Consider the following 24,619-nt stretch of genomic DNA (forward strand, 5'->3'; position numbering starts at 1 on the left):
TTTTACAACTGCAAATATAAAGATATTATATCTATTTTTTCAGAAGGAAACCCCTCTATATTTAACAATTCACTAAACGATTTAATTCCGTTATTATCTTCTCTATATTGCACAATCTTTTTTGAAAGATTATAATTGATGTACACTAATTGAGATATTTCATATGCCGAAGAAGCATTTATGTCTATTTTCATAATACTCGGCTTTGATTGAATAGTATACATTTTCAATACTTTATTAGCAACCTCAGCATCTAAATAATAAACTTCATATAATTGCTTTTCAGTTATAAAACCACCTAGCCTATTTCTGTATTTTACAATTCTTGCCGATAATTTGTCACCTACACCACTAATAAGTTTCAACTCCTCAGCTGTAACTTTATTCAAATCTTTCTTTACAATTGATTTTCGTTTTGAATCAACAACCTTAATAGCTGATTTCTTTTTCGCTTGATTTCTAACCCAATCAGGAAATTTAAAAAAAGGAGCAATTACACTCAATAATGAATCTGACACTCGAGTAACTTTTTGAAACTCTTTTGAAGAGTTGACAAACTTTTTAGCACTTCTAAAACTATGAAGTCTATCTATCTCCTCAACAGACATTCCTAATTGATACCCTTTATAATCTGTAATATAATTGGGGTTGAATGGATACATTTTATAAGTACCCTCTTGCAATTTTTCATTTTTTAGATGATTAATAGCTGCCTGATTATTTACATCTAAGACAAAATTAATTTTATCATTTGAAACAACATAACTCTTATATGCAAAATAACCTATTTGAAGTAATACGATAAATAATAACAAAAAGAAAATCCCACTTCGTTCTTGTTTATCGAACTTAAAGTGGGATTTAAATTTATTCATTACAATACTATTTTTTTACTCTTCAATAGCATCATACTTAAGCTTAATAGCATCTAAATATCTATTTAATTGTTTTTTAACAACTGGAAATAAGAAGAAAAGACCAACCATATTAGGGAAAACCATCGCAAAAATCATTGCATCTGAGAATGCCCATATTGATCCCATACTCGCCGCAGCTCCAATAACAACAAAAGTTAAGAATAAGATCTTGTAAGTTAAATCAGCCACTTTACCTCTACCGAATAAAAATTTCCAAGATTGCAAGCCGTAGTATGACCAAGAAATCATAGTAGAAACTGCAAATAATACAACTGCAATTGTCAAGAATACATCTGAAAAAGGAATATATTCAGCAAATGCCTTAGCAGTAATACCTGCCCCTTGAACAACTTCATTACCAATTTGAACAGCACCACTACCATCAGTACTTACATCTAATCCGTATTCAAAAAAGCCTCCAAAATTAAAAATTATAATTACTAAGGCAGTCATAGTACAAATTAATACTGTATCAATAAAAGGCTCTAATAAAGCAACTAAACCTTCACTTGCAGAATATTTAGTTCTTACAGCAGAGTGAGCAATAGAAGCTGAACCAGCACCTGCTTCATTTGAAAAAGCAGCTCTTTTAAAACCAACTAATAATACACCTATTACACCACCAACACCAATTGCCTTAGGGTTGAAAGCTTCTGTAACAATTAATGAAATTGCATCATCAACGTAACTGAAGTTTGCAAATATGATATACAAACATGCAACAACATACATAACTGCCATAAAAGGAACAACCTTTTCAGTCACTTGTGCGATTCTTTTAATACCACCTATAATAATAATACCAACAAGTGTTGCTAAAACTAAACCAACTATTGCACCAGATGCAGCACTTTGCATATTAAATAATTCTTTTAAAACAATAGTTGCTTGATTAGATTGCGCCGCATTGCCGCCTCCAAAAGAACCACCAATACAGAAAACTGCAAACACAATTGCTGCAACTTTTCCTAATTTTTTATAACCTCTTTCACCTAAACCCTTACTTAGGTAATACATTGGACCTCCGTAAACGGTACCATCTTCACCAACATCTCTATATTGAACACCTAAAGTACATTCAACAAATTTTGTAGACATTCCTAAAAGCCCACATACAATCATCCAAAATGTTGCTCCTGGTCCACCAAGTGCAATTGCCAATGCAACACCCGCAATATTTCCATTACCAACAGTACCTGAAACTGCTGTCGCTAAAGCTTGGAAGTGACTCACCTCACCATCAGAACTTTCATCTCTAATAGTATCAACAATATCACCATCAACAGCCAAATCATTTTCCATTTGCACTAAGTGATCTTCAATATCAACATTTGTTAAATCTTGTCCTTGAGCAATACCATCTTCACCATATAAGTTTTGAGCACCATGCTTTTCAATATCTTCATATTTACCACGCACGGTGTTTATCGCTTTAGCGAAAAATCTAACATTTGGAAAACCAAAATATATTGTAAAAAATGCCGCACTAGTAACTAATAATAATAAAACGAAAGGTGCTTCTGTGCCGAAAAAAGGTATTGTAAAAAAGATAACATTTGAGAAGAAATCTGACACCGGTTTAAAAGCTTCATCAATTTTTTGGTCTAAGCCTTTTTCCTGTGCTGATGTAATTATTGGCATAATAACTGCCAATAAAGTAAGAAGTTTATACTTCATAATAACTGTTTAAATTTTTTTAATTAGTATAGTCGGTAGCAATATCATGAAAAAAAGCTTGTCAATCAAGAATTATCATTGAAATATCAATTATCAATATGAAACATTTCATTTAATTTTCTTATCTGCTCAGGTCTTCCTAATACAATAACCTTGCTTTTTGGTTGCAGAATTAAGTCTGCTTCTGGGTTAATTATATAATCACCAGTTGGCGAAATGTAACCAATAATCGTACAGCCCGTTTTTCTACGTAAATCTAAGTCTCTTAAAGAGTTACACTCAACATGATTTGAAAAATCTTCAATTGCTAATTCTTCTAAATTTGTAGTATGCTCACCTTCAACAGATAACTTATCCATAAAAGTAATTAAATCAGGCATTACAACTAAAGAAGCCATATGATCTCCTCCAATTTTATCTGGCATAATAACTTTGTCTGCACCTGCCAAAAGTAATTTTTTTTGCGAAGTTGCTAATGACGCCCTACTAATTATAAAAAGTGCCTTATTTAATTGGCGTGCAGAAAGTACTACAAAAAGATTTGTTGCGTCATCTGGTAAAGCTGCTATTAAAAACTGTGCATGATCAATTCCTGCTTCATTTAAAATTTCATCATCATTAGCATCACCTTCTATAAAGAGAAATTCATCTTCAAAACGTTCTATAACTTCTTTATCCCTTTCAACAACAACAAAAGGTTTTTTATACGCCTTTAAACGCTCAACTGCTTGTTGGCCATTTCTACCAAACCCACAAACAATTACATGGTTGGTTAATTTATTTATTGTCTGTTTCACCTTTTTCTTTTTTAATGTTTGCAAAGAATTTCTACTTAACACATATTCTGTTACTACAGATATTGCAAAGGCAATAATAAAAACACTCGATATAATAAGGAATATTGTAAAAAATTTTGAAGCTGTATCTAATGGTCTTACCTCAGAAAAACCAACTGTTGTAACCGTTATTATGGTCATATACAAAGCATCAATCCAGTCGTAATTTGATATAAAACGATACCCTAAAACTCCAAATAACAGCACAATAAGCAATAAAAACAGAGCGAGATATATTTTAGACCTAAATAGCTTTATCATATTTTACAGGTCAAATACTGAAGTTCGTTTTGTATACAATAAGTCTTTTATTCTCAACCAAAAAGCCACAAATAAATATAGCGCAAACCCGAAACCTAAAGTTACAAATGTTAAATAGATAAAAGATGTTCTTACCACTCTTGCACGTATACCTAACCGCTCTGCTATTCTTCGGCATACCTCAAAACCATGTTTTTGAAAAAAATACAAAAATTGATAAAAATTATTCATAAGATAAAATTAATCATTTCCTTTCAATAAATAGTTACCTACAGCACATTGCAAACATTTATTTTTAGTGCAATAGACATTGTAGTTCTGTAAAATTGCCTGACTCTCAAAAGCATTTGAAATTTTAACTCCTGCTTTTTCAAAATTTGAAATTATACTGTTTTGTTCTTTTTTCAAATTTGACACTATATTTAACACCTCTTCTTCCACCTCTTTAGAGTGTTGTTTTGCATACTGAAACTTTAAAGGCAATATTGTATTAATAATTAAAAGATCTATAAATTTCTTAGTTAACTTTTTAGTACTCTTTTTAGATTCTTTAGAAAATGTATAATGCGTGCTCCAGTAATCACTTGTTGCAACATCAAACAAACCATATATTTCTTCTAAATTTTTACTTTTGATTATTTTACTAAACAAATTTTGATGCTTATGATATAAACTAGCCACCTGTGACAATCGAATTGTCGGGAAATTTGGTGGTCTTAATTTAAAAAACTCTGGTTTTAAAACTCCTGAACCATCAAAGTCATACTTATGTTTAAGATACATATACTCTTTCTTTAATTTCTGACAATAAACATCTGCAACTTCATCATCCATTAACAAACCGGCTAAACCAAATAACAAACTTTCTAATTCAAAAGCATTGTTAGAAATTTTTCTAAGTAATGAAAAGTCAATATTTGTTGCTAAACTATAAAAAGAAGCTCCATTTACTTTTGAACCAAAATTTTTTAATAACATTACAAACAAAACCTGCTCCCAATCATTATTAAACTTATTTAAAAGTTCTTCAACGATTTTAGATTTTTGTTCTAATCGTTCAAAAAACATACGGTCTTTCCAATGTTGTATTACGAAGGCATCAACATACTTAATATCATTCTCGCAGTTAATAAATTTTCTGTTTTGTAAGGCGAATAGCTTTTTATATGATGCTAAAAGATTAGGAACAATATAATTTTTGAGTTCAAGCGTAGGTATTTCTGTATTATCTTTTCTAAAAATAGCAACATCATCTTCCCATACCACATGAAGAATAACATTATCATAGTTGGGGTCAGTTTCATGACCGTGTGTATACCAGTCTGATGATTTTATATGTATTTCCACATTGCCAGCCCATAACTGATTAGCTATTTTAAGCTTTGCATTGAAAAAATCAGGACCTGCTAAAAAATTGTGATTGCCTTGAAATACAATTTCTACGTCTTCATTTTTTGTAGTATGTAATCTGTTATTATGAAGTTTTTTATGCTTCCAGATAAAATGTAAAAAATCTTCTTGCATTAATTGAGTATAAATTGCCTGCAAAAGATAATAATTTCATTTTTAACTCCAATACAAAAAAATATAGCTTTTGAAATGCTAAGCATTTTAAAAGCTATATTTTTTTTTCAACCTTACTATATTAAGGAGTACTATTTTTATTCTTCCCTTTCACCTTCCCAGTTCATAAAACCACCTACTAAATTGTAAGCATTTGCAAAACCTAAGTTATTCATTAAAGCACAAGCTTGTCCACTACGCGCACCTGATCTACAATATACATAATAGTTTTTACTTTTATCTAGCTTTTCAACTTCATCAATAAAACCTTGACCTAAATGAATATCTATATTAGTAGCATTTGGTATATAACCATCTTCAACTTCTTCTGGGGTTCTTACATCTAAAATAAATGCATTAGCATCATTTTCTAATTGTTCTTCCCATTCTACTTGTGATAAATCTGCCATTTTATTAAATTTTATTTTTCAAAAATAGTCCATTATTAATAAATATCCTTACAACTCCAACCACTAATCTTAAATTAATGAATTTCTAAATCTGTGCCTATTCAAACTCTTTAAAATTCTTCATCTTTAACTAACTTGTTTACCAAAAAACAGTCTTAACAGATTCAAAATTTAACACGCTCTTAATATTTACTTTAAATTTAAAACATACATTTGTATATACAATTATTGTAGTAACATGAATGTGGAGCAGGTAATAAAAACAGACATACCAATACCTTTAAAACAAAGGACATTAATTCATTTAAGTTTAGTTACTAATAAAATTAATGAAACTGTTGCTTCTCAATTAAAACCCTATGATGTATCTCTACAGCAATTTAATGTACTACGAATTTTAAGAGGTCAAAAAGGTAAACCTGCTAATTTAAGTACACTGAATGAACGTATGGTTACAAAAATGAGTAACACTACTAGGTTAGTTGACAAACTCATTATTAAAAAATTTGTAAAGCGTAGTACATGTGAAACCAATAGAAGAAAAGTAGACATTTACATTACTGAAGATGGCGAAAAAGCTTTATTACAAATGGACAATGCCATGAAAAAAGCTCAAGACACTATTTTAAAAAACTTTAATACTGAAGATTTAAAAAATCTGAATAATTTATTTGACAAATTTTAAACACAAAAACAATCACAAATTCTAAAAATGAAAATCATGAAAAAAAACATCTTTACAGCAGTATTTGCATTAATTGTAGGAACTACAGCAGTATCAGCAACAGTTAACCCAATTGATGGAGACAAAAAACAAATTAAAACAAGTGAGAGTAAAGTTACTTGGAAAGCTTATAAGGTAACTGGATCACACGAAGGGTTAATTGATTTAAAAGAAGGTGCTCTTATGTTTAAAGAGGATAAATTAACTGGTGGGGATTTTGTTGTTGATATGACTTCAATTAACACTACAGATTTAACAGGTGGCGGAAAAGAAAAATTTGAAGGCCACTTACATTCAGATGATTTTTTTGCCACAGCAAAACATGATACTGCAACATTAGTTTTTACAGATGTTAAATCAACAGGTAAAAACTCATATACTGTAACAGCAGATTTAACTATTAAAGGTATTACAAAACCAATTGATTTAGATGTATCCGTTTACGGTAGCAAAGCAACTGCAACTATGAAAGTTGACAGAACTAAATACGATATTAAATATGGTTCTGGTAGCTTTTTTGACGGTTTAGGAGATAAAGCTATTTATGATGAATTTGACCTTGTTGTAGACTTACAGTTCTAATTTAAATTAAGTTAAAAATCACAAAACCTCACAAGCCTGTTAATTTGGTTCGTAAGGTTTATTTTTTTACGGTTTCGTTTTTGTAATCTTAAAAATGATTTCTATCTTTGATACAATGAAAAATTTAACTACAAATACTTGGTGGTGGAAAAACTTACGTCAATAACGTGAGCAAAGCATCATTGTAGTATAAACAATATAAGGCTTGTCTTCACGACAAGCCTTACTTATTTTATAGAATTAAAGAAAAATGGAATATCAGCTTAAAACACATTTCAAGAAAATACTTGCAGACACCGTTACACCTGTAAGTGTATACTTGAAAATTCGTGACCGTTTCCCTAATAGTATATTACTTGAGGGTAGTGATTATCATGCAAATGACAATAGCTTCTCTTATATATGTTGCAATCCAATAGCATCTATAAAAGTTGAAAACGAAATTATTACGCAACAATTCCCTGACTGTACTACTGAAGAAATTCAGATAGATGCTTCTACAGATGTTGTTAATATAATTGAAGATTTTAGCAGACGATTTAAAGCTGACGACAATGGTTTTAAATTTATCGACAATGGTTTGTTTGGCTATATGGCTTATGATGCCGTTAGGTATTATGAAGATGTTGAGCTTACTAAAAAAGATAACTCCATTGCTATTCCTGATATTTATTACGCAGTATACAAAAACATTATAGCTATTAATCATTTTAAAAATGAAGCTTATATTTTTTCTAACTGCTATAATTCTGAAAGTAATGTTTCTGAAATAGAACAAATACTACAGGTTAAAAACTTCGCGTCTTACAACTTTACTTTAGATGGTGAGGTTTCTTCTAACTTAGAAGATGATGAATTTAAAGAGCAAGTAGAATTAGCTAAAAAACACTGCCAACGTGGTGATGTTTTTCAACTAGTACTCTCCCGTAGATTTTCACAAGGTTTTAAAGGTGATGAATTTAATGTTTATAGAGCATTACGTTCTATAAACCCTTCACCCTATCTTTTCTATTTTGATTATGGTGATTTTAAAATATTTGGTAGTTCACCTGAAGCTCAATTAATTGTTCAAGAAGGTAAAGCTGAAATTCACCCAATCGCAGGTACTTTTAAACGTACTGGTAATGATGAAAAAGATGCCATTTTAGCCAAAGAATTAACTGAAGACGAAAAAGAAAATAGCGAACATGTTATGTTGGTTGATCTTGCTCGTAACGATCTAAGTAGAAATGGTAATATGGTAGAAGTTGCAAATTACCGTGAAGTACAATTCTTTTCCCATGTTATTCACTTAGTTTCAAAAGTTACTGGTATTAAAAAAGACAATATACCTACAATGAAAGTTGTGGCAGATACTTTTCCTGCGGGCACATTAAGTGGCGCACCCAAACACATGGCGATGCAACTTATTGAAAAATATGAAAAAACAAGTCGTGGGTATTATGGTGGCGCAATAGGTTTTATGGATTTTAACGGAAACTTTAATCACGCAATTATGATTAGAACTTTTTTAAGTAAAAACCACCAATTACATTACCAAGCTGGTGCTGGCCTTGTTGCTGCATCAAACCAAGAAGATGAATTACAAGAAACATATAATAAACTTGGCGCTTTAACTAAAGCTCTTCAAATAGCTGAGACCATATAAAATGAAAAAGATATTAGTCATAGACAACTACGATAGTTTCACATATAATTTAGTTCACTATTTAGAGGATTTAGATTGTGAAGTTTTCGTTAAACGAAACGATCAGCTAGCGATTGAAGAAATTGATGAATTTGATAACATAGTGCTTTCTCCAGGACCTGGAATACCTGATGAAGCTGGTTTACTAAAAGAAATCATCAAGCAATATGCTACTACTAAAAAAATATTTGGTGTTTGCCTTGGTCAACAAGCCATTGCTGAAGTTTTTGGAGGCAAGCTTGTAAATTTAGACAAAGTATACCACGGTATCTCTACTGAAATTGACATCGTAGGTGATGATCCTCTTTTTAAAGGTTTATCAAGAAAAGTTCAAGTAGGCCGTTACCACTCTTGGGTTGTGCATTCTAAATTACCTGAGTTGCTTGAAGCCACTTCTTTTGACGAAAACGGACAAATAATGTCAATTCGCCATAAAATATACAACATTAGTGCTGTTCAATTTCATCCAGAATCTGTACTTACTCCAAATGGTAAAAAGATGTTAGAAAACTGGGTAAACAGCTAAAAAACATCAGTATAAAGAATAAATATATTCTGAATACTAAATAATATTCAAAATGAAAGACACATTAAATAGACTTATAAATCACGAGGTACTTACTAAAGAAGATGCCAGACAAATTTTAGTAAACATTGCTAAAGGTGATTATAACACAAGCCAAATAGCCGCTTTTTTAACGGTTTATATGATGCGTAGCGTCACTATTGAAGAACTTGAAGGTTTTCGCGATGCGTTATTAGATTTATGTTTGGCAGTAGACTTATCTGCTTACAACCCTATAGATTTATGTGGTACAGGTGGTGATGGCAAAGACACTTTTAACATCTCTACACTTTCTTCTTTTGTTACCGCAGGTGCTGGAATAAAAGTAACCAAACATGGTAATTACGGGGTATCATCTAAATGTGGTAGTAGCAACGTAATGGAATTTTTAGGTATTAAGTTTAGTAGCGATGCTAGCTTTCTTGAAAAATCAATTGATAAAGCTGGCATTTGTGTATTACATGCACCTCTTTTTCACCCTGCAATGAAAAATGTTGCCCCTATTCGAAGAGAATTGGCGGTAAAAACATTTTTTAATATGTTAGGACCAATGGTAAATCCAGCTTTTCCAAAAAATCAAATGGTTGGTGTTTTTAATTTAGAATTAGCCAGAATGTACGGCTATCTATACCAAAATACAGATAAGAACTTTACTGTTTTACATGCTTTAGATGGCTATGATGAAATATCATTAACTGGAAATACAAAAACTATTTCTAATCATACAGAAAGCATGCTTAAACCATCAGATTTTGGTGTGAAAGCTGTTACAATGAAACAAATTGAGGGTGGCGATAGTATTGAAGAATCTGCTAAAATCTTCTTAGATATATTAAATGGTAAAGGTACTGAAGCACAAAACAATGTAGTTTGTGCCAATGCAGGAATTGCTATTGCTACAGTTCAAAATTTAACACCACTTGAGGGTTTTGAAAAAGCAAAAGAATCTCTTTTAAGTGGAAATGGATTAAATGCTCTTAAAAAATTACAAGCACTAAGCGCAATATAGTTTACCAATGAACATATTAGATAAAATAGTAACCGATAAACGTAAAGAAGTAGCAATTAGAAAATCGCTAATTCCTGTTTCACAATTAGAGCAATCTATCTTGTTCAACAGACCAGAAAATTCGCTTGCCAATGCTTTGAAAAATAGCGAAAGTGGAATTATTGCAGAACACAAAAGACGCTCGCCTTCAAAATCTGAAATTAACCAAAGCTTAAATGTACAAGATGTTGCTAGTGGTTATGAAAATGCAGGAGTTTGCGGAATGTCTGTTCTAACGGATGCTAAATATTTTGGTGGTTCTTTAGATGATTTATTGTTAGCTAGAGCAACAACAGAATTCCCTTTACTTAGAAAAGAGTTTATTATTGATGAATATCAATTGTTAGAAGCAAAAGCTTATGGTGCTGATGTTATTTTATTAATAGCCGCTATTTTAACGAGAGAAGAAATAAAAAATCTTTCTGAATTTGCAAAAAGCCTCAACTTAAATGTTTTACTTGAAGTGCATAATGAAGAAGAGTTACATAAGGCTATTATGCCTAGTTTAGATATGCTAGGTGTAAATAACAGAAACTTAAAAACTTTTGAGGTTAGCTTAGCTACAAGTAAAGCACTATCAACTATTATCCCTGATGATTTTGTAAAAGTCTCTGAAAGTGGTATCAGTTCAATTGAAGCTATTACCGATTTAAAAAATTATGGATATGAAGGTTTTCTAATAGGTGAGAATTTTATGAAAACTGATAATCCTGGCGCTAATGCGAAAGTATTTATTAATCAATTAGCAACAAATTAAAAGTATAAATATCATGAAAAACAACAGCTTGAAATTGAAAATTTGTGGTATGAAATTAAATACAAATCAAGTTGCTGAATTACAACCTGATTATCTTGGCTTTATATTTTGGAAAAACTCTAAACGGAATTTTACGGGTGCAATTGAAGAAATTTCTGATTCAATTAAAAAGATTGGTGTCTTTGTAAATGCATCAATTCAAGAAGTAAAAGAAAAAATAAATACATACAACCTTCAAGCGGTTCAATTACATGGTAAGGAATCTGTTGAGTTTTGCAAAGAACTTAAAGAAGAATTGCCTTCAATAGAAATAATTAAAGTATTCTCTATTAAAGACGAATTTGATTTTTGCGTCTTAGAACCTTTTGAAACGGTAGCCGATTATTTTTTATTCGATACTAAAGGAAAGCTTCCTGGGGGAAATGGTTACACCTTTAATTGGGATGTTTTAAAACAATACCCATCAACAAAACCTTTCTTTTTAAGTGGAGGAATCGGGCTTGAAGAAGTAGAACAACTCTATGCTTTTTTAAAAACTCCAGCATCAAAATATTGCCATGCGATTGATGTGAATAGTAAATTTGAAATTGAACCTGGGTTAAAAAATATTGACAAATTAAAAGAATTGATTTTAACACTAAGTAATTAGTTGAAAAATCAATATTAAAAGCATATAAAATGAATTATAACGTAAACGAGAAAGGATATTATGGCGAGTTTGGTGGTGCATACATTCCTGAAATGTTATATCCGAATGTAGAAGAACTTCGCCAAAACTATTTAAAAGTAATGGCTGAACCTGAATTCAAAAAAGAATTTGATCAGTTATTAAAAGATTATGTAGGCAGGCCTTCACCACTCTATTTGGCGAAACGATTATCAGAAAAATATAATACAAAAGTATATTTAAAGCGTGAAGATTTAAACCATACTGGTGCTCACAAAGTAAACAATACTATAGGTCAAATTTTAATGGCCAAAAGGTTAAAAAAAACAAGAATAATTGCTGAAACTGGCGCAGGACAACATGGCGTTGCTACCGCTACTGTTTGTGCTCTTATGGGAATGAAATGTGTAGTATACATGGGTGAGATTGATATTGCCCGTCAAGCACCAAATGTTGCTCGTATGAAAATGTTAGGTGCAGAAGTTAGACCTGCATTATCAGGTAGTAAGACTTTAAAAGATGCTACTAACGAAGCTATTCGTGATTGGATTAATAACCCTGTTGATACTCATTATATTATCGGTTCTGCTATTGGCCCACATCCTTATCCAGATATGGTGACTAAATTTCAGTCTATCATTTCTGAGGAAATAAAATGGCAATTAAAAGAAAAAGAAGGTCGTGAAAACCCTGATTATGTAGTAGCCTGTATTGGTGGAGGTAGTAATGCTGCTGGCACATATTATCATTTTTTAGATCAAAAAGAAGTAGGAATTATTGCAGTTGAAGCAGCAGGAAAAGGAGTTGATTCTGGTGAAAGCGCTGCAACTTCAGCATTAGGACAAGAAGGCATTATTCATGGTTGTAAAACTTTATTAATGCAAACTAAAGATGGACAAATTACAGAGCCTTATTCCATTTCTGCAGGTTTAGATTATCCTGGTGTTGGCCCTTTACACGCACATTTATATAAATCTGGTCGTGGAGAATTTTATTCTGCTACTGATGATGAAGCTATGCTTGCCGGTTTAGAGTTAACTAAACTTGAAGGTATTATTCCCGCTATAGAAAGCAGTCATGCTTTAGCTATTTTTAAGCATAAAACTTTTAAACCCGATGATGTTGTTGTTATAAGTCTTTCTGGCCGAGGTGATAAAGATTTAGATAATTACATTAAATATTTCAACCTATAGAATAGTATTTTAATAAACTTTAAATACATATTACTAACAACCTAGTATTATCAAAAATGAATAGAATTAATCAAAAAATGCAAGAGGACAAAAAACTCTTGTCTATATATTTTACCGCAGGATACCCATCATTAAATGATACTGTAAAAATTATTCAAGATTTAGAAGCTAGTGGTATTGACATGATTGAAATAGGATTACCATTTAGTGACCCTTTAGCAGATGGACCAACAATTCAAAATAGTTCTACTGCCGCTTTAAAAAACGGAATGACAACTAATATTCTTTTTGAACAATTGAAAGATATTAGAAAAACAGTTTCTATTCCTTTAATATTAATGGGATATTTTAACCCGATGCTGCAGTATGGCGTTGAAGCATTTTGTGCTAAATGTCAAGAAATCGGCATTGACGGTTTAATATTACCAGATTTACCTTTAGCCGTTTATCAAGATGAATACGAAGCTATCTTTAAAAAACACGATTTAAAGAATGTGTTTTTAATTACACCACAAACTAGTGATGAGCGTATCAAACAAATTGATGATGCTTCTAATGCTTTTATTTATATGGTTAGTTCTGCAAGTGTTACAGGTTCAAAATCCGGTTTTGGAAATACTCAAGAAACTTACTTCGAACGAATTGCTAGCATGAAATTAAATAATCCTCAAATAGTTGGATTCGGAATTAATAATGCTGACACTTTTAATCAAGCTACAAAAAATGCAAAAGGTGCAATAATAGGCTCTGCCTTTATTAAGCATTTAACTAAAAATGGTGTTAATACCATATCGAAGTTTGTAAGTAAAATTAGATAGTAATATTGACTTTGTTATTCTAGTTAAGGTTTTGATAAAATAGGCTGTTAAATAAAAGTGATTTTTAACATAAAATCGATACATTTATTCTTACAATTTAAACGAAACTAAAACTAGAAAATGAAGAGGATTATTGTTAGTCTTTTGTCTTTGGCTAGTGTATACATACATGCACAAGATAAAGCTCAATTAGAGTCACAAATTAGACAGAGTATTGATGAAATCAGAGATTTCGTTGCAATTCCGAATAATGCTACAGATCACGCAGACATAAATAGAAACTTAACTTGGTTAAGTAAAAAATTTAAAGAAAGAGGTTTTAATTCCTCTATATTACCTACCGAGGGTGAATCAATATTTTTTGCAACATTACCCATTGTTGAAGAAAAACCAACCATACTTTTTTATATGCATTTTGACGGGCAACCTGTTGATGCTTCAAAATGGAATCAAAGCAACCCCTATCAAGTTGTTTTAAAATCCCCTGATGGTTCAAGCTATAAAAATGAATCTTTCGAAAGTTTAAATGAAAATTTAAACGAAGACTGGCGTTTATTTGGCAGGTCCACTTCAGATGATAAAGGGCCAATTGTTATGTTCTTAAATGCGTTTGATCTCATCAAAAAGAACACTAAAGAATTACCTTTTAATGTAAAGGTAATTTTAGATAGCGAAGAAGAGCGTGGTAGCAAACCATTACCAAAAGCTGTTAAAGAATACAAAGAATTATTAGAAGCAGATTTTTTAGTCATAAATGACGGACCAATTCATAGCTCTGGAAAACCAACTATAATTTACGGTTGTAGAGGTATCACTACATTGGCTCTTACTACTTACGGACCAGCAAAACCACAACATAGTGGTCATTATGGTAACTATGCTCCAAACCCTGCACTACAATTATCACAATTACTATCTAGCATGAAAGACACAGATGGTAAAGTGATTATTGATGGTTACTATGACGGAATTACATTAGACGATGCCACAATAGCTACATTAAAAAATGTACCAGATGACGTTGACGTTATCGCTGACAACTTACAAATACACACGCCGGAAAAAGTAGGCTCGTTTTATCAAGAAGCATTACAATACCCGTCTTTAAATATAAGAGGTTTATCTTCTGGTTGGACAGGTGAAAATGCAAGAACTATTATACCTTCTAGTGCAACAGCAGATTTAGACTTAAGGTTAGTGCCAGAAACTGATGGAAACAAACTAAAAGCCTTAGTAAAAAAACAAATTGAAAATAAAGGATTTTATATCACAACAAAAGAACCTACGAAAGAGGAACGCTTGCTGCATGATAAAATAATTAAAGTTACAGAAGGCGGTGTTACCGATGCTTTTAGAACAGACCTCAACAATACTTATGGTGATTTTATTTTAAAGACATTAAAAAATAGGTTTGAAGACGATGTTGTTCAAATAAGAATTATGGGTGGTACTGTACCAATAGCTCCATTTATAAATGAATTAAAAATTCCTGCTTTTATTGTTCCTATGGTAAATCCTGATAACAATCAACATAGCCCAAATGAAAATTTAAAAATTAGCCAGATAAAATATGGCTTACAAACTTTTTATAGTCTTTTGACCACTCCATTGAAGTAAAACACTGTTTAACAGCATCATAACAAAGGTTTGCAATAGCTTTAACGGAGTTTTCATGTATATATAAGTAACTTGTGGCTGAACGTAAAAAATAAGAAACTATGGGAATTATAGATGATAAGAGATTAAAAAGAAAAGTAAAACAAAATAATCCTACAAATCCAACGGGAAATATCAATATTGACAATAACACGTTTGACATAGAGGAAAAAACTATTAAAAAGCAACAAAATAATAAGTTATAATTTAGACAACAGTAACAAACCTAAATAAAAGTCCCTTAAAATCAATTAATTGATTTTAAGGGACTTTTATTTTATAAATCACTAACTAACAGTGTCTTAAATTAAAAAACGCATGAATTTAAAAAACTTTACTTATGTTAATGTTATATTAAAATATTAAATGTAAAGCTTTGTATATACTTCTGTGATACTTTCATGATGATTCACCAATAAGTTTGCCAGTATAAAAATTGTTAGAGATATAAACCACAACAATTTAATAACTATTTAATTAATTATAAAGCAAATTTATTATGAAAAATGCAATCTTATCAATCTCAAAAGTAGCCTTAATGTCTGTATTCGTTTTAACAACTAGCTGTTCTAGTGACGATGATTCTACAGAAACAATTGTAGAAACAGTAGAAGTTGATTCTTCTTTACCAAGCGGAACTTTAGTTGTAGCAAAATCTGGGGAATTTATTGCTGAAAGCGGAACACCTACTATGGGAACTGCGGAATTAGGTACTGATGATGATGACTCAAGTTTTGTACACTTTACTAGTGATTTTACAACTGAATTAGGTACAGGTACTGTTGGTGTATTTTTATCTACATCTTCTGAGTATACTGCAGATCCTGCAAACGGAAATCCAGACCTAATGTTAATCGGTAACGTAGATGCAAATGGTGAAAAATTCATCAAATTATCTGCTACTCCAGACGACAAATACACACATGTAATTTTATGGTGTGCAACAGCTAACATTCCTTTTGGAAACGCTGAGTTAAACTAATTCATTGTTTTATAAACAACACCTTTTAAGTAGTTCTCTAATGCCAACTATTTGAAAGGTGTTTATAATCCTTTATCAGGACAAAGATAAAATCTAAATCAACAAAAAATAGCCATATGAAAAATTATAATTTTTTAATAGCCATCACCTTTATCTTATTAGCATCACAAGTAAATGCACAAAGTGGATGGACTAGAGAAGCAAAAGGGTTTTATGGACAAGTTAGTGCTTCTACATTCTCTTCAAGTGATTATTATACTACTGAAGGAAACCTTTCTGATCAAGGAAGCACATTTAACACCCATAGCCTTTCTTTATATGGTGAATATGGTATTACAGATAGACTTACTACAATTTTAGATGTACCTGCTGTAGTATTAAATAATTTTAGCACTACAGAAACTGTTTCTGGTGTTGGAAGTATTAGGCTAGGTTTTAAATATAAAATTTTTAAAGAAACACCAATAGCTATAAAAGTAGACCTTGATATACCAACTAATGATGGTGTAAACTTTGCAACATCAAATGAACCTGATGATTTTGGACAAATAAATACTATAAACCTACCAACATCCGATGGTGAGTTTAATGTTTGGACAAATTTAATTGCTTCACATTCTTTCCCAAATGGAAGCACTTATGGTAGCATATATACTGGAGTAAATTTCAGAACAGAATCATTCAGTAATCAATTTCAAGCAGGAGCCGAGTTAGGACATTTATTTTTAGATAAATTTTACTTAATTGGGAAACTTAAAATATTAGAAAAATTATCATCAAATGATGATGCCAACCAGGGCGGTTCTTTTTTATACGGAGAAGGAACAACCTACACCTCATTTGGTTTTAACGGCGTATATAAATTAAGTGATAAATATAGCCTTGTGGCTGCATACTCAGATTATACAGATATTTTAGTAAGCAGAAAAAATATTTATGATGGTGCTACTTTTTCTCTTGGCCTATCAGTTGAATTTTAATTATTATTAAAAATAATTTCTATACTGTAATATCCGAAAATCAATTGTATTGAATTTCGGATTTTTTCTTTTCATCATCTTATAAGCATCAAGACTACCTACTGCCCTATTAGCCGCACCAGAAGGCGCTGTTAATGACACCGTTTTAATTACTCTTCCATCTAAAGCAAATTGATGTATTCTTGGCACCACATCACAAACAAGCTCTAGTTTAAACTTATGTTCTTTTAAATGTTTTCTAAAAAAATATTCAGGTCCGTTTTTACTATTCCCGCCAGTAAATAATAAAGTATCAATATTTGGGTATTTTTTTAAATAACCAATTAGGTTACGTAATTTAATATTTTGCATACCTAAATCTGAAGCATCAATTTTAGCTCTTTCAGAACTCGCTACAATATCACAAATACCAATTTTTCTTTCTTTTAAAAAATCTTTGCGTTGCTGTATGGCTTTATCTGTAGTTTCATACACAAGATTCAAATTGAAAATCTGATCTAGAATTTTCCATAATTGCCCATCTCGACTACCATAGCAAAAATCCACGTCATCTGGCTTTAACTCTCCTTTCGTAAATCGTGGTGGCGGTAACGTACCAACGATAAGTTTAGTTGCTTCGTTAAACAAAAATGGTTTGTATGGGTGCGTATGTTTAAACATAATTTAAAGGTATTAAAAACAAAAAACCTGTAAGCGAACTTACAGGTTTTCATTCTTAAAAATTACAACTATTAAGCTGAGTTACGACTCGCATTAATATTTCCGTATAATGAACGGGTTACTATTTTTTCATAGAGCTCTTTAAATGAAGAATCTTCTCCTATTTTCTGAAGTGCGTATTGTTGAATTACTAATAATGGCAAAACGATGTTTTCTCTAATTTTAATAGACTCACGAGAAAGCGCTTCTTTCTCCATCAATATTTCCATACCAGAAATCTCTAAAAGCATTTCTTTTGATAATTCATACTCTGCACGTAAAATCATCCAGAATTCACCGTATTCTTTATCTTCTTTCATATAACTAGTCAATTCAAAATAACATTTTGAAAGTGACATCATACTATTAGACATTAAGGCTCTGAAGAAAGGTACTTCTTTATAGATAGCCTTAACCTCATCAATTCTACCTTGGTCTTTCATCGCTTTAATTGCTGTACCCAAACCAAAGTAACCTGGTACATTTTGTTTTAATTGACTCCAAGAACCAACGAAAGAAATGGCACGTAAATCAGATAATTCTAATTTAGCCTTATTTCCTCTTTTACCTGGTCGGCTACCAATATTTGCTTTCGTATAATACTTAAGCGTGCTCATATTTTCTAAATACGGCATAAAGTTTTTATGATGCTTTAAAGCATCATATTTCTCAAAACTTAATTCCGACAATTCTTCAATTAAGCTTCTAGCATCATCTGTAATAATATTTTCCTCATCAAAGAAATTATTTGACAAACCAGCAGTTAACAATTGCTCACAGTTATAAATAAACTGTTCTTTAGTACCATAAGTACTCGTAATTGTTTGCCCTTGAATAGTTAATTGAATTTCGTTGTTAGCAACATCTTTAGTTTGTGCTGCATAAAAACGGTGTGTTTTTCCTCCTCCACGTGCAGGTGGTCCTCCACGACCATCAAAGAATATTGCTTTAATATTATTTTTAGCACAAACACCAGATAAGCTTTCTTTTGTTTTTAAGATAGACCAGTTTGCTTTTAAGTAACCACCGTCTTTAGTACCATCAGAGAAACCAAGCATCATTGTTTGTTTCATATCTCTTTTTTCAAGATGCTTCATGTATGCTGGCATATCAAACAATTGTTGCATAATAGCTTCAGCACCATCCATACCAATCATTGTTTCAAAAAGAGGAACAATATCATATGTAATTTCATCTTCTTTCCAACCACACCATTTAAATAATCCGAATACAAAAAGTACAGAGAATATATCTTCAGAATTACTTATAATATACCTATTACAACCTTCTTCACCGTTCTTTAATTGAACAGCTTTTAACTGGCTGATATTCTTAATCGTATCTTTTACAATTGATTCTTCAAAATCATAAGGAGATAACTTAAAGTCTTTCTCCAACAAAACACTTATTAAATCTGCCTCACTAATTTCCGAAAGATCTTCTTTTATGACTCCATTTTTAATTAAAACAGCTTCAACTGTTTTATAGTGCATACTATGATCTTGTCTAACATCAAGTGTAGCAAAGTGAGTTTTAAATATTTTCACCTTATCAATAAAATACTCTAAATCTGCTAAATACAAACTGTGGTATTTTTCAACTAAGGTTACCTTAATTTTTTCTAACGGGCCAATAATGTCTTCATAACCTACATGCTTGTTGGGGTTGAACATTGCTGTATAAAGATTTTCTCTTAACTCAACAATATCATCTTGAAGATCATTAAAAGTAAGCTTTTGCTGTAATTTTTTTAAGTCATTATAATAACATTTCATTAAAGTTACACGTAACTCATCAGCCACATCACTAGTAATATCAGCTGTTACATACGGGTTGCCATCACGGTCACCACCTGGCCAAAAACCAAGTTTCATGATGTTATAATTTTCGAAATTATCGTTATTTACGTTTCTTTTTAAATAAGAATACAACTCACCAACAGCATCATAATATACATTTCTTAAAATGTATATTATATTTTTAGCTTCATCTAAAGGTGTTGGTTTTTTAGAATTTATTAATGATGTTAGTCCTAACTGTTGTAAAGCAACATCAATATCGTCAATCTTATCTTCAAGAATTAAACTTCTTAATTCCGTAATAATATCTAAAACCGCAGGAGTATAAAATTGTGTAGGGTGCGCTGTTAATACTAAACGAGCACTAAACGTAGATAATTGCTCCGCAATTTTATCCCAACTTTTATTTTTATCAACTAGCTCAAAATAATCTTTTATCGCTAGATTACTACTATGCTTATATAATTTAGGAAATGCAGCATCTTCAACACTATCATACAATACAACTTGACGTTCTACATATTGAATAATGCGAAACATAAAATCTATCTGATCTTTTTCTGAAGCTATATCTACATAATTCTCAAAAAATGATTCTAATATTTCTTTTGGATTTTTACCAGACTTTAATCCTTTTTGACATTGATCTAACATCAAAGGAATAAGCATACCTACATTCTCAATATTTCTATATGGTAAATTTAAAAATAAGCTGTTGTAAACATTAAATTTATTGTTTACCGATTTTTTAAATTCCTTCAACCTCTCTGTTTGCTTCATTCTCTCTTATTTACTTTTAAATATCCGTTTAATGGTTTCGTTTATTTTTTTAATTTCTATGTCTAAAAATTAAGCTTAAAAAATTACTTAGAGCAAAAATATTCAAAGGGAATATTTTAAATCAATTAATTTTATTTTAATGTTAATACTAAATCATCAGCATTAACCAATGTACCACCTTGCAATTGGATTGATGCTACAACACCTTCTTCTGTTGCTGTAACAGTTGTTTCCATTTTCATGGCTTCAATTACAAATAATGCCTGATTACGTTTTACTTCTTGTCCTTTTTTAACCAATACATTTGAAAGCAAGCCTTGTAATGGCGCTCCTACTTGTTTTGCATTGCTTGTATCTGCTTTTGCGTTTTCAACTTTAGTTACTTTAACCGATGTATCTTTAACAATCACATTTCGCAATTGACCATTTACTTTGAAATAAATACTCACATTACCTGATTCGTCTGGCTCTCCTTTTAACATTAAAGAGATCAATACATTTTTACCGCGATCTAACTCCACCATAATCTCTTCTCCAATGTCCATTCCATAAAAGAAATTTTTAGTAGGAATGTTCATTACATTACCATACTTCACATGTTTGTTGTAAGCATCTGTAAACACTTTTGGGTATAATTTATAAGATAGAAAATCAGTTATTAATAATTTTCTACCCATTCCCTTTTTAAACTTTCTTTTGAAAGCTTTGAACTCTTTATCAAAATCTATTGATTCTAAATGAGCATTAGGCCTTTCTGTATAAGGCTTTTCATCTTTTAAGATTATTTGCTGAATCAATGTTGGAAAACCACCAACTGGTTGCCCTAAATCTCCTCTAAAGAAACTTTTTACTGATTCAGGAAAAGAAATATCTTTCCCTTTTGTCAACACATCATCAATTGTAAGACTATTACTAATCATATATTGCGCCATATCGCCAACCACTTTTGAACTTGGTGTTACTTTTATAACATCACCAAATAGTTGATTTACCTCACCGTACATTTTAGTAATTTCTGGGAACTTATCTTCAAGACCTAAAGCAATTGCTTGCCCTTTTAGATTTGAATATTGCCCACCAGGAATTTCGTGATTATACACCTCACCTGTACCCGATTTTAAACCTGATTCAAAAGTGTAATAATAATTACGAACTGTTTCCCAGTAATTTGAATATTCCGCTAATTTTTGAGTATTTAAATTATTTGCTCTATCAGTATAGCGTAACATTTCAACAACTGAATTAAAGTTTGGTTGCGATGTTAAACCTGATAAACCACCTAAAGCAACATCAACTACATCAACACCCGCTTCAACGGCTTTTAAATACATTGCTGCTTGTGTAGATGATGTATCATGTGTATGTAAATGAATAGGAATATTAATTTCAGATTTTAATGCCGATATTAATTCATATGCTGCATAAGGCTTTAATAAACCAGCCATATCTTTTACACCTAAAATATGAGCACCAGCATTCTCAATATCTTTCGCTAACTGAACATAATATTTAATATCATACTTAGTTTTAGATTTATCTAAAATATCGCCAGTGTAACAAATTGAACCTTCTGCCAAACCACCTGTTTTTGTTCGAACATGCTCAATACATGGTGCGATAGATTCCATCCAGTTTAGTGAATCGAAAATCCTAAAAACATCAACTCCAGTTTCCCAAGACTGTTCTACAAACTTTTCAATTAAATTATCTGGGTAAGCAGTATAACCTACTCCGTTTGAACCTCTAATTAACATTTGCAATAGTACATTTGGCATTGCTTTACGTAAGCTTGACAAACGTTCCCAAGGATTTTCTTGTAAAAAACGCAAACAAACATCAAAAGTAGCGCCACCCCAAACCTCCATGCTGAATATTTCAGGATGATTTTTAGCATAACCTTCTGCTACTTTCAACATATCAATAGTACGCATACGTGTTGCTAGCAAACTTTGGTGTGCATCACGCATAGTAGTATCGGTAAAATGAACTTTCTTTTCATTTTTTAACCACTCTGAAAATTTCTCAGGACCTAATTCCGTTAACAGGTCTTTTGTTCCTTTTGGATAAGGATCAAACTTTGGATATGATGGAACTATAGGTTTTGAAAATATATGGTTATCATCTTTCTTTTTAACATCAGGATTACCATTAACAATAACATCACCTAGGAAGTGAACTAATTTATTGGCACGGTCGCGAGGCTCAACAAACTCAAAAAGTTCAGGTTCGTTTTTAATAAAGTTCACCGTAACTTCACCATCTCTAAAAGTCTGATGTTTTAAAATATTATCTAAGAAAGCCATATTCGTTTTCACACCACGAATACGGAACTCTGCTAATGCTCTACGCATTTTTCTACAAGAGCCATCTAAAGTTCTACTAATTGCAGAAACTTTTACTAACATAGAATCGAAGAAAGGCGAAATTACCACACCTTGATAAACACTACCCGCATCTAATCGGATACCTAAACCAGATGCACTACGGTAGGTGGTAACAACACCATAATCTGGTTTAAAGTCATTTGCAGGATCTTCTGTAGTAATTCTACACTGTAAAGCATAACCTGTAATTTTTACAGCTTCTTGACTTTCTATTTTTATTTGTTGATCTGATAATTTGTAACCACCAGCAATAAAGATTTGCGTTTTTATCAAATCGATATTTGTAATCATTTCCGTAACCGTATGCTCTACTTGAACTCTTGGGTTTACTTCAATAAAATAAATACTACCATCGTCATCAACTAAAAACTCAACAGTACCAATATTGTTATAATTAACGGCCTTACAAATATTAATTGCATGCGTATATAAGCTATCTAAAGTTTCTTGTGGTAAACCATAAGAAGGTGCAAATTCAATTACTTTTTGGTAACGACGTTGCACTGAGCAATCACGTTCAAAAAGGTGAACTATATTACCATGTAAATCGGCAACAATTTGTATTTCAATATGTTTAGGATTTTCAACAAATTTTTCTAAAAAGACAGTATCATCACCAAACGCGTTTAACGATTCTCTACGTGCTTCAGGAAATCCTTTTCTAAGTTCATCTTCCGTTCTAATAACACGCATTCCTCGACCACCCCCACCCGATGCAGCTTTTAGCATTACAGGGTAACCAATACGTTTTGCTTCAGCTAAAGCTATTTCAACCTCATCTAAATCTTTATCACTACTTTGTATTACCGGAATATTATTTGCTACGGCAACTTCCTTTGCCGTAATCTTATCACCCAAGGCTTTTAGCACCGATACTTTGGGGCCGATAAAAATTATATCATTATCCTCACATGCTTGAGCAAAGCTGGCATTTTCAGATAAGAAACCATAACCGGGGTGTATGGCATCAATATCATTATCCTTTGCTACTTTAATAATAGCATCAATATCTAAATAAGGTTTTAAAGGTTCATTCTCCTCCCCTATTTGATAACATTCGTCTGCTTTATAACGATGTAAGGAATACCTATCTTCATAGGTATAAATCCCCACAGTTTTAATTCCAATTTCAACACAAGCTCTAAAAATACGAATGGCTATTTCCCCTCTATTTGCTACTAAAACCTTTTTTATTTTCATCTGAAGTGTTTCTGTAAAATTAATATAAAGCATCACCCTTGCACCCAGTTAGGCACTGATAACAAAATTACAATTTTTGCCCATGCATAACAATTATATAAAACTATATAATCAAGCAATTTTGTTACAATTTGTTAGCATTATAAAACATCTTTCTCAAATAATTTAAAGAATTAACCTTTTTACTTTTAATTTAAAGAAGCCTAATTAGTTTTAACATAAGTCTAAGAGCTTATAATTGTAATTGGCGCCTATTTATTCTAGTTTTATAAAAAACACTACTAAAATGGGAAAAGGAGATAAAAAATCTAAAAAAGGAAAAATATTCAGTGGTTCTTTTGGAGCTAAACGACCTAGAAAAATAAAAAGAAGACCTACTGTTGAAGAGAAAATAAGCATAAAAAAGAAGAAGTGATTTTTAATTAAAAATCACT

23 protein-coding genes are annotated in these 24,619 nt (G+C 31.3%); 14 read left to right on the top strand and 9 right to left on the bottom strand.

All coding sequences use genetic code 11. The annotated features are described in order from the left end of the window. Window positions 1-2: 2 nt before the first annotated feature. The 6 genes from KO500_RS00790 to KO500_RS00810 form a co-directional block, all read right to left on the bottom strand. Complete coding sequence (locus KO500_RS00790; protein ID WP_215954588.1) at window positions 3-875, bottom strand: ComEA family DNA-binding protein; 873 nt, start codon at window positions 873-875, stop codon at window positions 3-5. A 15-nt stretch (window positions 876-890) separates the two neighbouring features. Next, on the bottom strand, window positions 891-2,594 hold the full coding sequence (locus KO500_RS00795) for an alanine/glycine:cation symporter family protein (protein WP_215954589.1): 1,704 nt from the start codon (window positions 2,592-2,594) through the stop codon (window positions 891-893). An 86-nt stretch (window positions 2,595-2,680) separates the two neighbouring features. Beyond that, window positions 2,681-3,691 carry a potassium channel family protein gene (locus KO500_RS00800; RefSeq protein WP_215954590.1) on the bottom strand — a complete coding sequence of 337 codons (1,011 nt, stop codon included), beginning with the start codon at window positions 3,689-3,691 and terminating at the stop codon, window positions 2,681-2,683. 3 nt (window positions 3,692-3,694) lie between these two features. Further along, entirely contained in the window at window positions 3,695-3,922 is a 228-nt protein-coding gene (locus KO500_RS17300; protein ID WP_252732399.1) for a PspC domain-containing protein, read from the bottom strand. Between the two features lie 9 nt (window positions 3,923-3,931). After that, window positions 3,932-5,239 (bottom strand): DUF2851 family protein, encoded by a 1,308-nt coding sequence (locus tag KO500_RS00805; RefSeq protein WP_354668425.1) that lies wholly within the window; start codon window positions 5,237-5,239, stop codon window positions 3,932-3,934. A 113-nt stretch (window positions 5,240-5,352) separates the two neighbouring features. Then, window positions 5,353-5,664 (bottom strand): rhodanese-like domain-containing protein, encoded by a 312-nt coding sequence (locus KO500_RS00810; RefSeq protein ID WP_215954591.1) that lies wholly within the window; start codon window positions 5,662-5,664, stop codon window positions 5,353-5,355. Between the two features lie 238 nt (window positions 5,665-5,902). Here KO500_RS00810 and KO500_RS00815 point away from each other — a divergent pair, with 238 nt between their 5' ends. The 13 genes from KO500_RS00815 (at window position 5,903) to KO500_RS00875 (ending at window position 17,323) form a co-directional block, all read left to right on the top strand. Then, window positions 5,903-6,349 carry a MarR family winged helix-turn-helix transcriptional regulator gene (locus KO500_RS00815; protein ID WP_215954592.1) on the top strand — a complete coding sequence of 149 codons (447 nt, stop codon included), beginning with the start codon at window positions 5,903-5,905 and terminating at the stop codon, window positions 6,347-6,349. Between the two features lie 36 nt (window positions 6,350-6,385). Further along, a complete protein-coding gene (locus tag KO500_RS00820; RefSeq protein WP_215954593.1) occupies window positions 6,386-6,970 on the top strand; it encodes a YceI family protein in 585 nt (194 codons plus the stop codon). A gap of 250 nt (window positions 6,971-7,220) precedes the next feature. After that, the gene (locus tag KO500_RS00825; RefSeq protein WP_215954594.1) at window positions 7,221-8,618 is read left to right on the top strand and encodes an anthranilate synthase component I family protein; all 1,398 of its coding nucleotides are present in this window, start codon (window positions 7,221-7,223) and stop codon (window positions 8,616-8,618) included. Between the two features lies 1 nt (window position 8,619). Further along, window positions 8,620-9,183, top strand: coding sequence for an anthranilate synthase component II (locus KO500_RS00830; protein ID WP_215954595.1), 564 nt, complete (start codon window positions 8,620-8,622; stop codon window positions 9,181-9,183). A 52-nt stretch (window positions 9,184-9,235) separates the two neighbouring features. Continuing rightward, complete coding sequence (gene trpD, locus KO500_RS00835; protein WP_215954596.1) at window positions 9,236-10,231, top strand: anthranilate phosphoribosyltransferase; 996 nt, start codon at window positions 9,236-9,238, stop codon at window positions 10,229-10,231. 7 nt (window positions 10,232-10,238) lie between these two features. Beyond that, window positions 10,239-11,027, top strand: coding sequence for an indole-3-glycerol phosphate synthase TrpC (gene trpC, locus KO500_RS00840; RefSeq protein ID WP_215954597.1), 789 nt, complete (start codon window positions 10,239-10,241; stop codon window positions 11,025-11,027). A 49-nt stretch (window positions 11,028-11,076) separates the two neighbouring features. Continuing rightward, window positions 11,077-11,676, top strand: a complete 600-nt coding sequence (locus KO500_RS00845; protein WP_215954598.1) for a phosphoribosylanthranilate isomerase — start codon at window positions 11,077-11,079, stop codon at window positions 11,674-11,676. A gap of 29 nt (window positions 11,677-11,705) precedes the next feature. After that, complete coding sequence (trpB, locus tag KO500_RS00850; RefSeq protein WP_215954599.1) at window positions 11,706-12,887, top strand: tryptophan synthase subunit beta; 1,182 nt, start codon at window positions 11,706-11,708, stop codon at window positions 12,885-12,887. A 56-nt stretch (window positions 12,888-12,943) separates the two neighbouring features. Then, complete coding sequence (gene trpA, locus KO500_RS00855) at window positions 12,944-13,705, top strand: tryptophan synthase subunit alpha (protein ID WP_215954600.1); 762 nt, start codon at window positions 12,944-12,946, stop codon at window positions 13,703-13,705. A 120-nt stretch (window positions 13,706-13,825) separates the two neighbouring features. Further along, entirely contained in the window at window positions 13,826-15,322 is a 1,497-nt protein-coding gene (locus KO500_RS00860; RefSeq protein WP_215954601.1) for a M20/M25/M40 family metallo-hydrolase, read from the top strand. Between the two features lie 101 nt (window positions 15,323-15,423). After that, window positions 15,424-15,567, top strand: a complete 144-nt coding sequence (locus KO500_RS00865; protein WP_215954602.1) for a hypothetical protein — start codon at window positions 15,424-15,426, stop codon at window positions 15,565-15,567. Window positions 15,568-15,860: 293 nt separating this feature from the next. Next, window positions 15,861-16,343 carry a DM13 domain-containing protein gene (locus KO500_RS00870; RefSeq protein WP_215954603.1) on the top strand — a complete coding sequence of 161 codons (483 nt, stop codon included), beginning with the start codon at window positions 15,861-15,863 and terminating at the stop codon, window positions 16,341-16,343. Between the two features lie 116 nt (window positions 16,344-16,459). Continuing rightward, complete coding sequence (locus tag KO500_RS00875) at window positions 16,460-17,323, top strand: hypothetical protein (RefSeq protein WP_215954604.1); 864 nt, start codon at window positions 16,460-16,462, stop codon at window positions 17,321-17,323. Window positions 17,324-17,329: 6 nt separating this feature from the next. On the opposite strand, the gene KO500_RS00880 is transcribed toward KO500_RS00875, so the two are convergent. The 3 genes from KO500_RS00880 to KO500_RS00890 form a co-directional block, all read right to left on the bottom strand. Beyond that, a complete protein-coding gene (locus KO500_RS00880) occupies window positions 17,330-17,983 on the bottom strand; it encodes a uracil-DNA glycosylase family protein (protein WP_215954605.1) in 654 nt (217 codons plus the stop codon). 71 nt (window positions 17,984-18,054) lie between these two features. Beyond that, a complete protein-coding gene (locus KO500_RS00885) occupies window positions 18,055-20,601 on the bottom strand; it encodes a phosphoenolpyruvate carboxylase (RefSeq protein ID WP_215954606.1) in 2,547 nt (848 codons plus the stop codon). Between the two features lie 131 nt (window positions 20,602-20,732). Continuing rightward, window positions 20,733-24,185 (bottom strand): pyruvate carboxylase, encoded by a 3,453-nt coding sequence (locus KO500_RS00890; RefSeq protein ID WP_215954607.1) that lies wholly within the window; start codon window positions 24,183-24,185, stop codon window positions 20,733-20,735. A gap of 286 nt (window positions 24,186-24,471) precedes the next feature. Between KO500_RS00890 and KO500_RS00895 the strand changes: the two genes are divergently transcribed. Beyond that, window positions 24,472-24,600, top strand: a complete 129-nt coding sequence (locus KO500_RS00895) for a 30S ribosomal protein THX (protein WP_215954608.1) — start codon at window positions 24,472-24,474, stop codon at window positions 24,598-24,600. Window positions 24,601-24,619: the final 19 nt, after the last annotated feature.

It is taken from the genome of Cellulophaga baltica, assembly GCF_018861125.1.
GTDB classification, from domain to species: Bacteria; Bacteroidota; Bacteroidia; order Flavobacteriales; family Flavobacteriaceae; genus Cellulophaga; species Cellulophaga baltica_A.

Bases quoted from the DNA above. Each gene is read 5' to 3' on its own strand.
- trpB (WP_215954599.1), top strand. From the start codon at position 11,706: ATGAATTATAACGTAAACGAGAAAGGATATTATGGCGAGTTTGGTGGT.
- KO500_RS00825 (WP_215954594.1), top strand. From the start codon at position 7,221: ATGGAATATCAGCTTAAAACACATTTCAAGAAAATACTTGCAGACACC.
- KO500_RS00865 (WP_215954602.1), top strand. From the start codon at position 15,424: ATGGGAATTATAGATGATAAGAGATTAAAAAGAAAAGTAAAACAAAAT.
- KO500_RS17300 (WP_252732399.1), bottom strand. From the start codon at position 3,922: ATGAATAATTTTTATCAATTTTTGTATTTTTTTCAAAAACATGGTTTT.
- KO500_RS00810 (WP_215954591.1), bottom strand. From the start codon at position 5,664: ATGGCAGATTTATCACAAGTAGAATGGGAAGAACAATTAGAAAATGAT.
- KO500_RS00795 (WP_215954589.1), bottom strand. From the start codon at position 2,594: ATGAAGTATAAACTTCTTACTTTATTGGCAGTTATTATGCCAATAATT.
- KO500_RS00885 (WP_215954606.1), bottom strand. From the start codon at position 20,601: ATGAAGCAAACAGAGAGGTTGAAGGAATTTAAAAAATCGGTAAACAAT.
- KO500_RS00845 (WP_215954598.1), top strand. From the start codon at position 11,077: ATGAAATTAAATACAAATCAAGTTGCTGAATTACAACCTGATTATCTT.
- KO500_RS00890 (WP_215954607.1), bottom strand. From the start codon at position 24,185: ATGAAAATAAAAAAGGTTTTAGTAGCAAATAGAGGGGAAATAGCCATT.
- KO500_RS00790 (WP_215954588.1), bottom strand. From the start codon at position 875: ATGAATAAATTTAAATCCCACTTTAAGTTCGATAAACAAGAACGAAGT.
- trpA (WP_215954600.1), top strand. From the start codon at position 12,944: ATGAATAGAATTAATCAAAAAATGCAAGAGGACAAAAAACTCTTGTCT.
- KO500_RS00870 (WP_215954603.1), top strand. From the start codon at position 15,861: ATGAAAAATGCAATCTTATCAATCTCAAAAGTAGCCTTAATGTCTGTA.
- KO500_RS00800 (WP_215954590.1), bottom strand. From the start codon at position 3,691: ATGATAAAGCTATTTAGGTCTAAAATATATCTCGCTCTGTTTTTATTG.
- KO500_RS00830 (WP_215954595.1), top strand. From the start codon at position 8,620: ATGAAAAAGATATTAGTCATAGACAACTACGATAGTTTCACATATAAT.
- KO500_RS00860 (WP_215954601.1), top strand. From the start codon at position 13,826: ATGAAGAGGATTATTGTTAGTCTTTTGTCTTTGGCTAGTGTATACATA.
- trpD (WP_215954596.1), top strand. From the start codon at position 9,236: ATGAAAGACACATTAAATAGACTTATAAATCACGAGGTACTTACTAAA.
- KO500_RS00895 (WP_215954608.1), top strand. From the start codon at position 24,472: ATGGGAAAAGGAGATAAAAAATCTAAAAAAGGAAAAATATTCAGTGGT.
- KO500_RS00875 (WP_215954604.1), top strand. From the start codon at position 16,460: ATGAAAAATTATAATTTTTTAATAGCCATCACCTTTATCTTATTAGCA.
- trpC (WP_215954597.1), top strand. From the start codon at position 10,239: ATGAACATATTAGATAAAATAGTAACCGATAAACGTAAAGAAGTAGCA.
- KO500_RS00815 (WP_215954592.1), top strand. From the start codon at position 5,903: ATGAATGTGGAGCAGGTAATAAAAACAGACATACCAATACCTTTAAAA.
- KO500_RS00820 (WP_215954593.1), top strand. From the start codon at position 6,386: ATGAAAAAAAACATCTTTACAGCAGTATTTGCATTAATTGTAGGAACT.
- KO500_RS00880 (WP_215954605.1), bottom strand. From the start codon at position 17,983: ATGTTTAAACATACGCACCCATACAAACCATTTTTGTTTAACGAAGCA.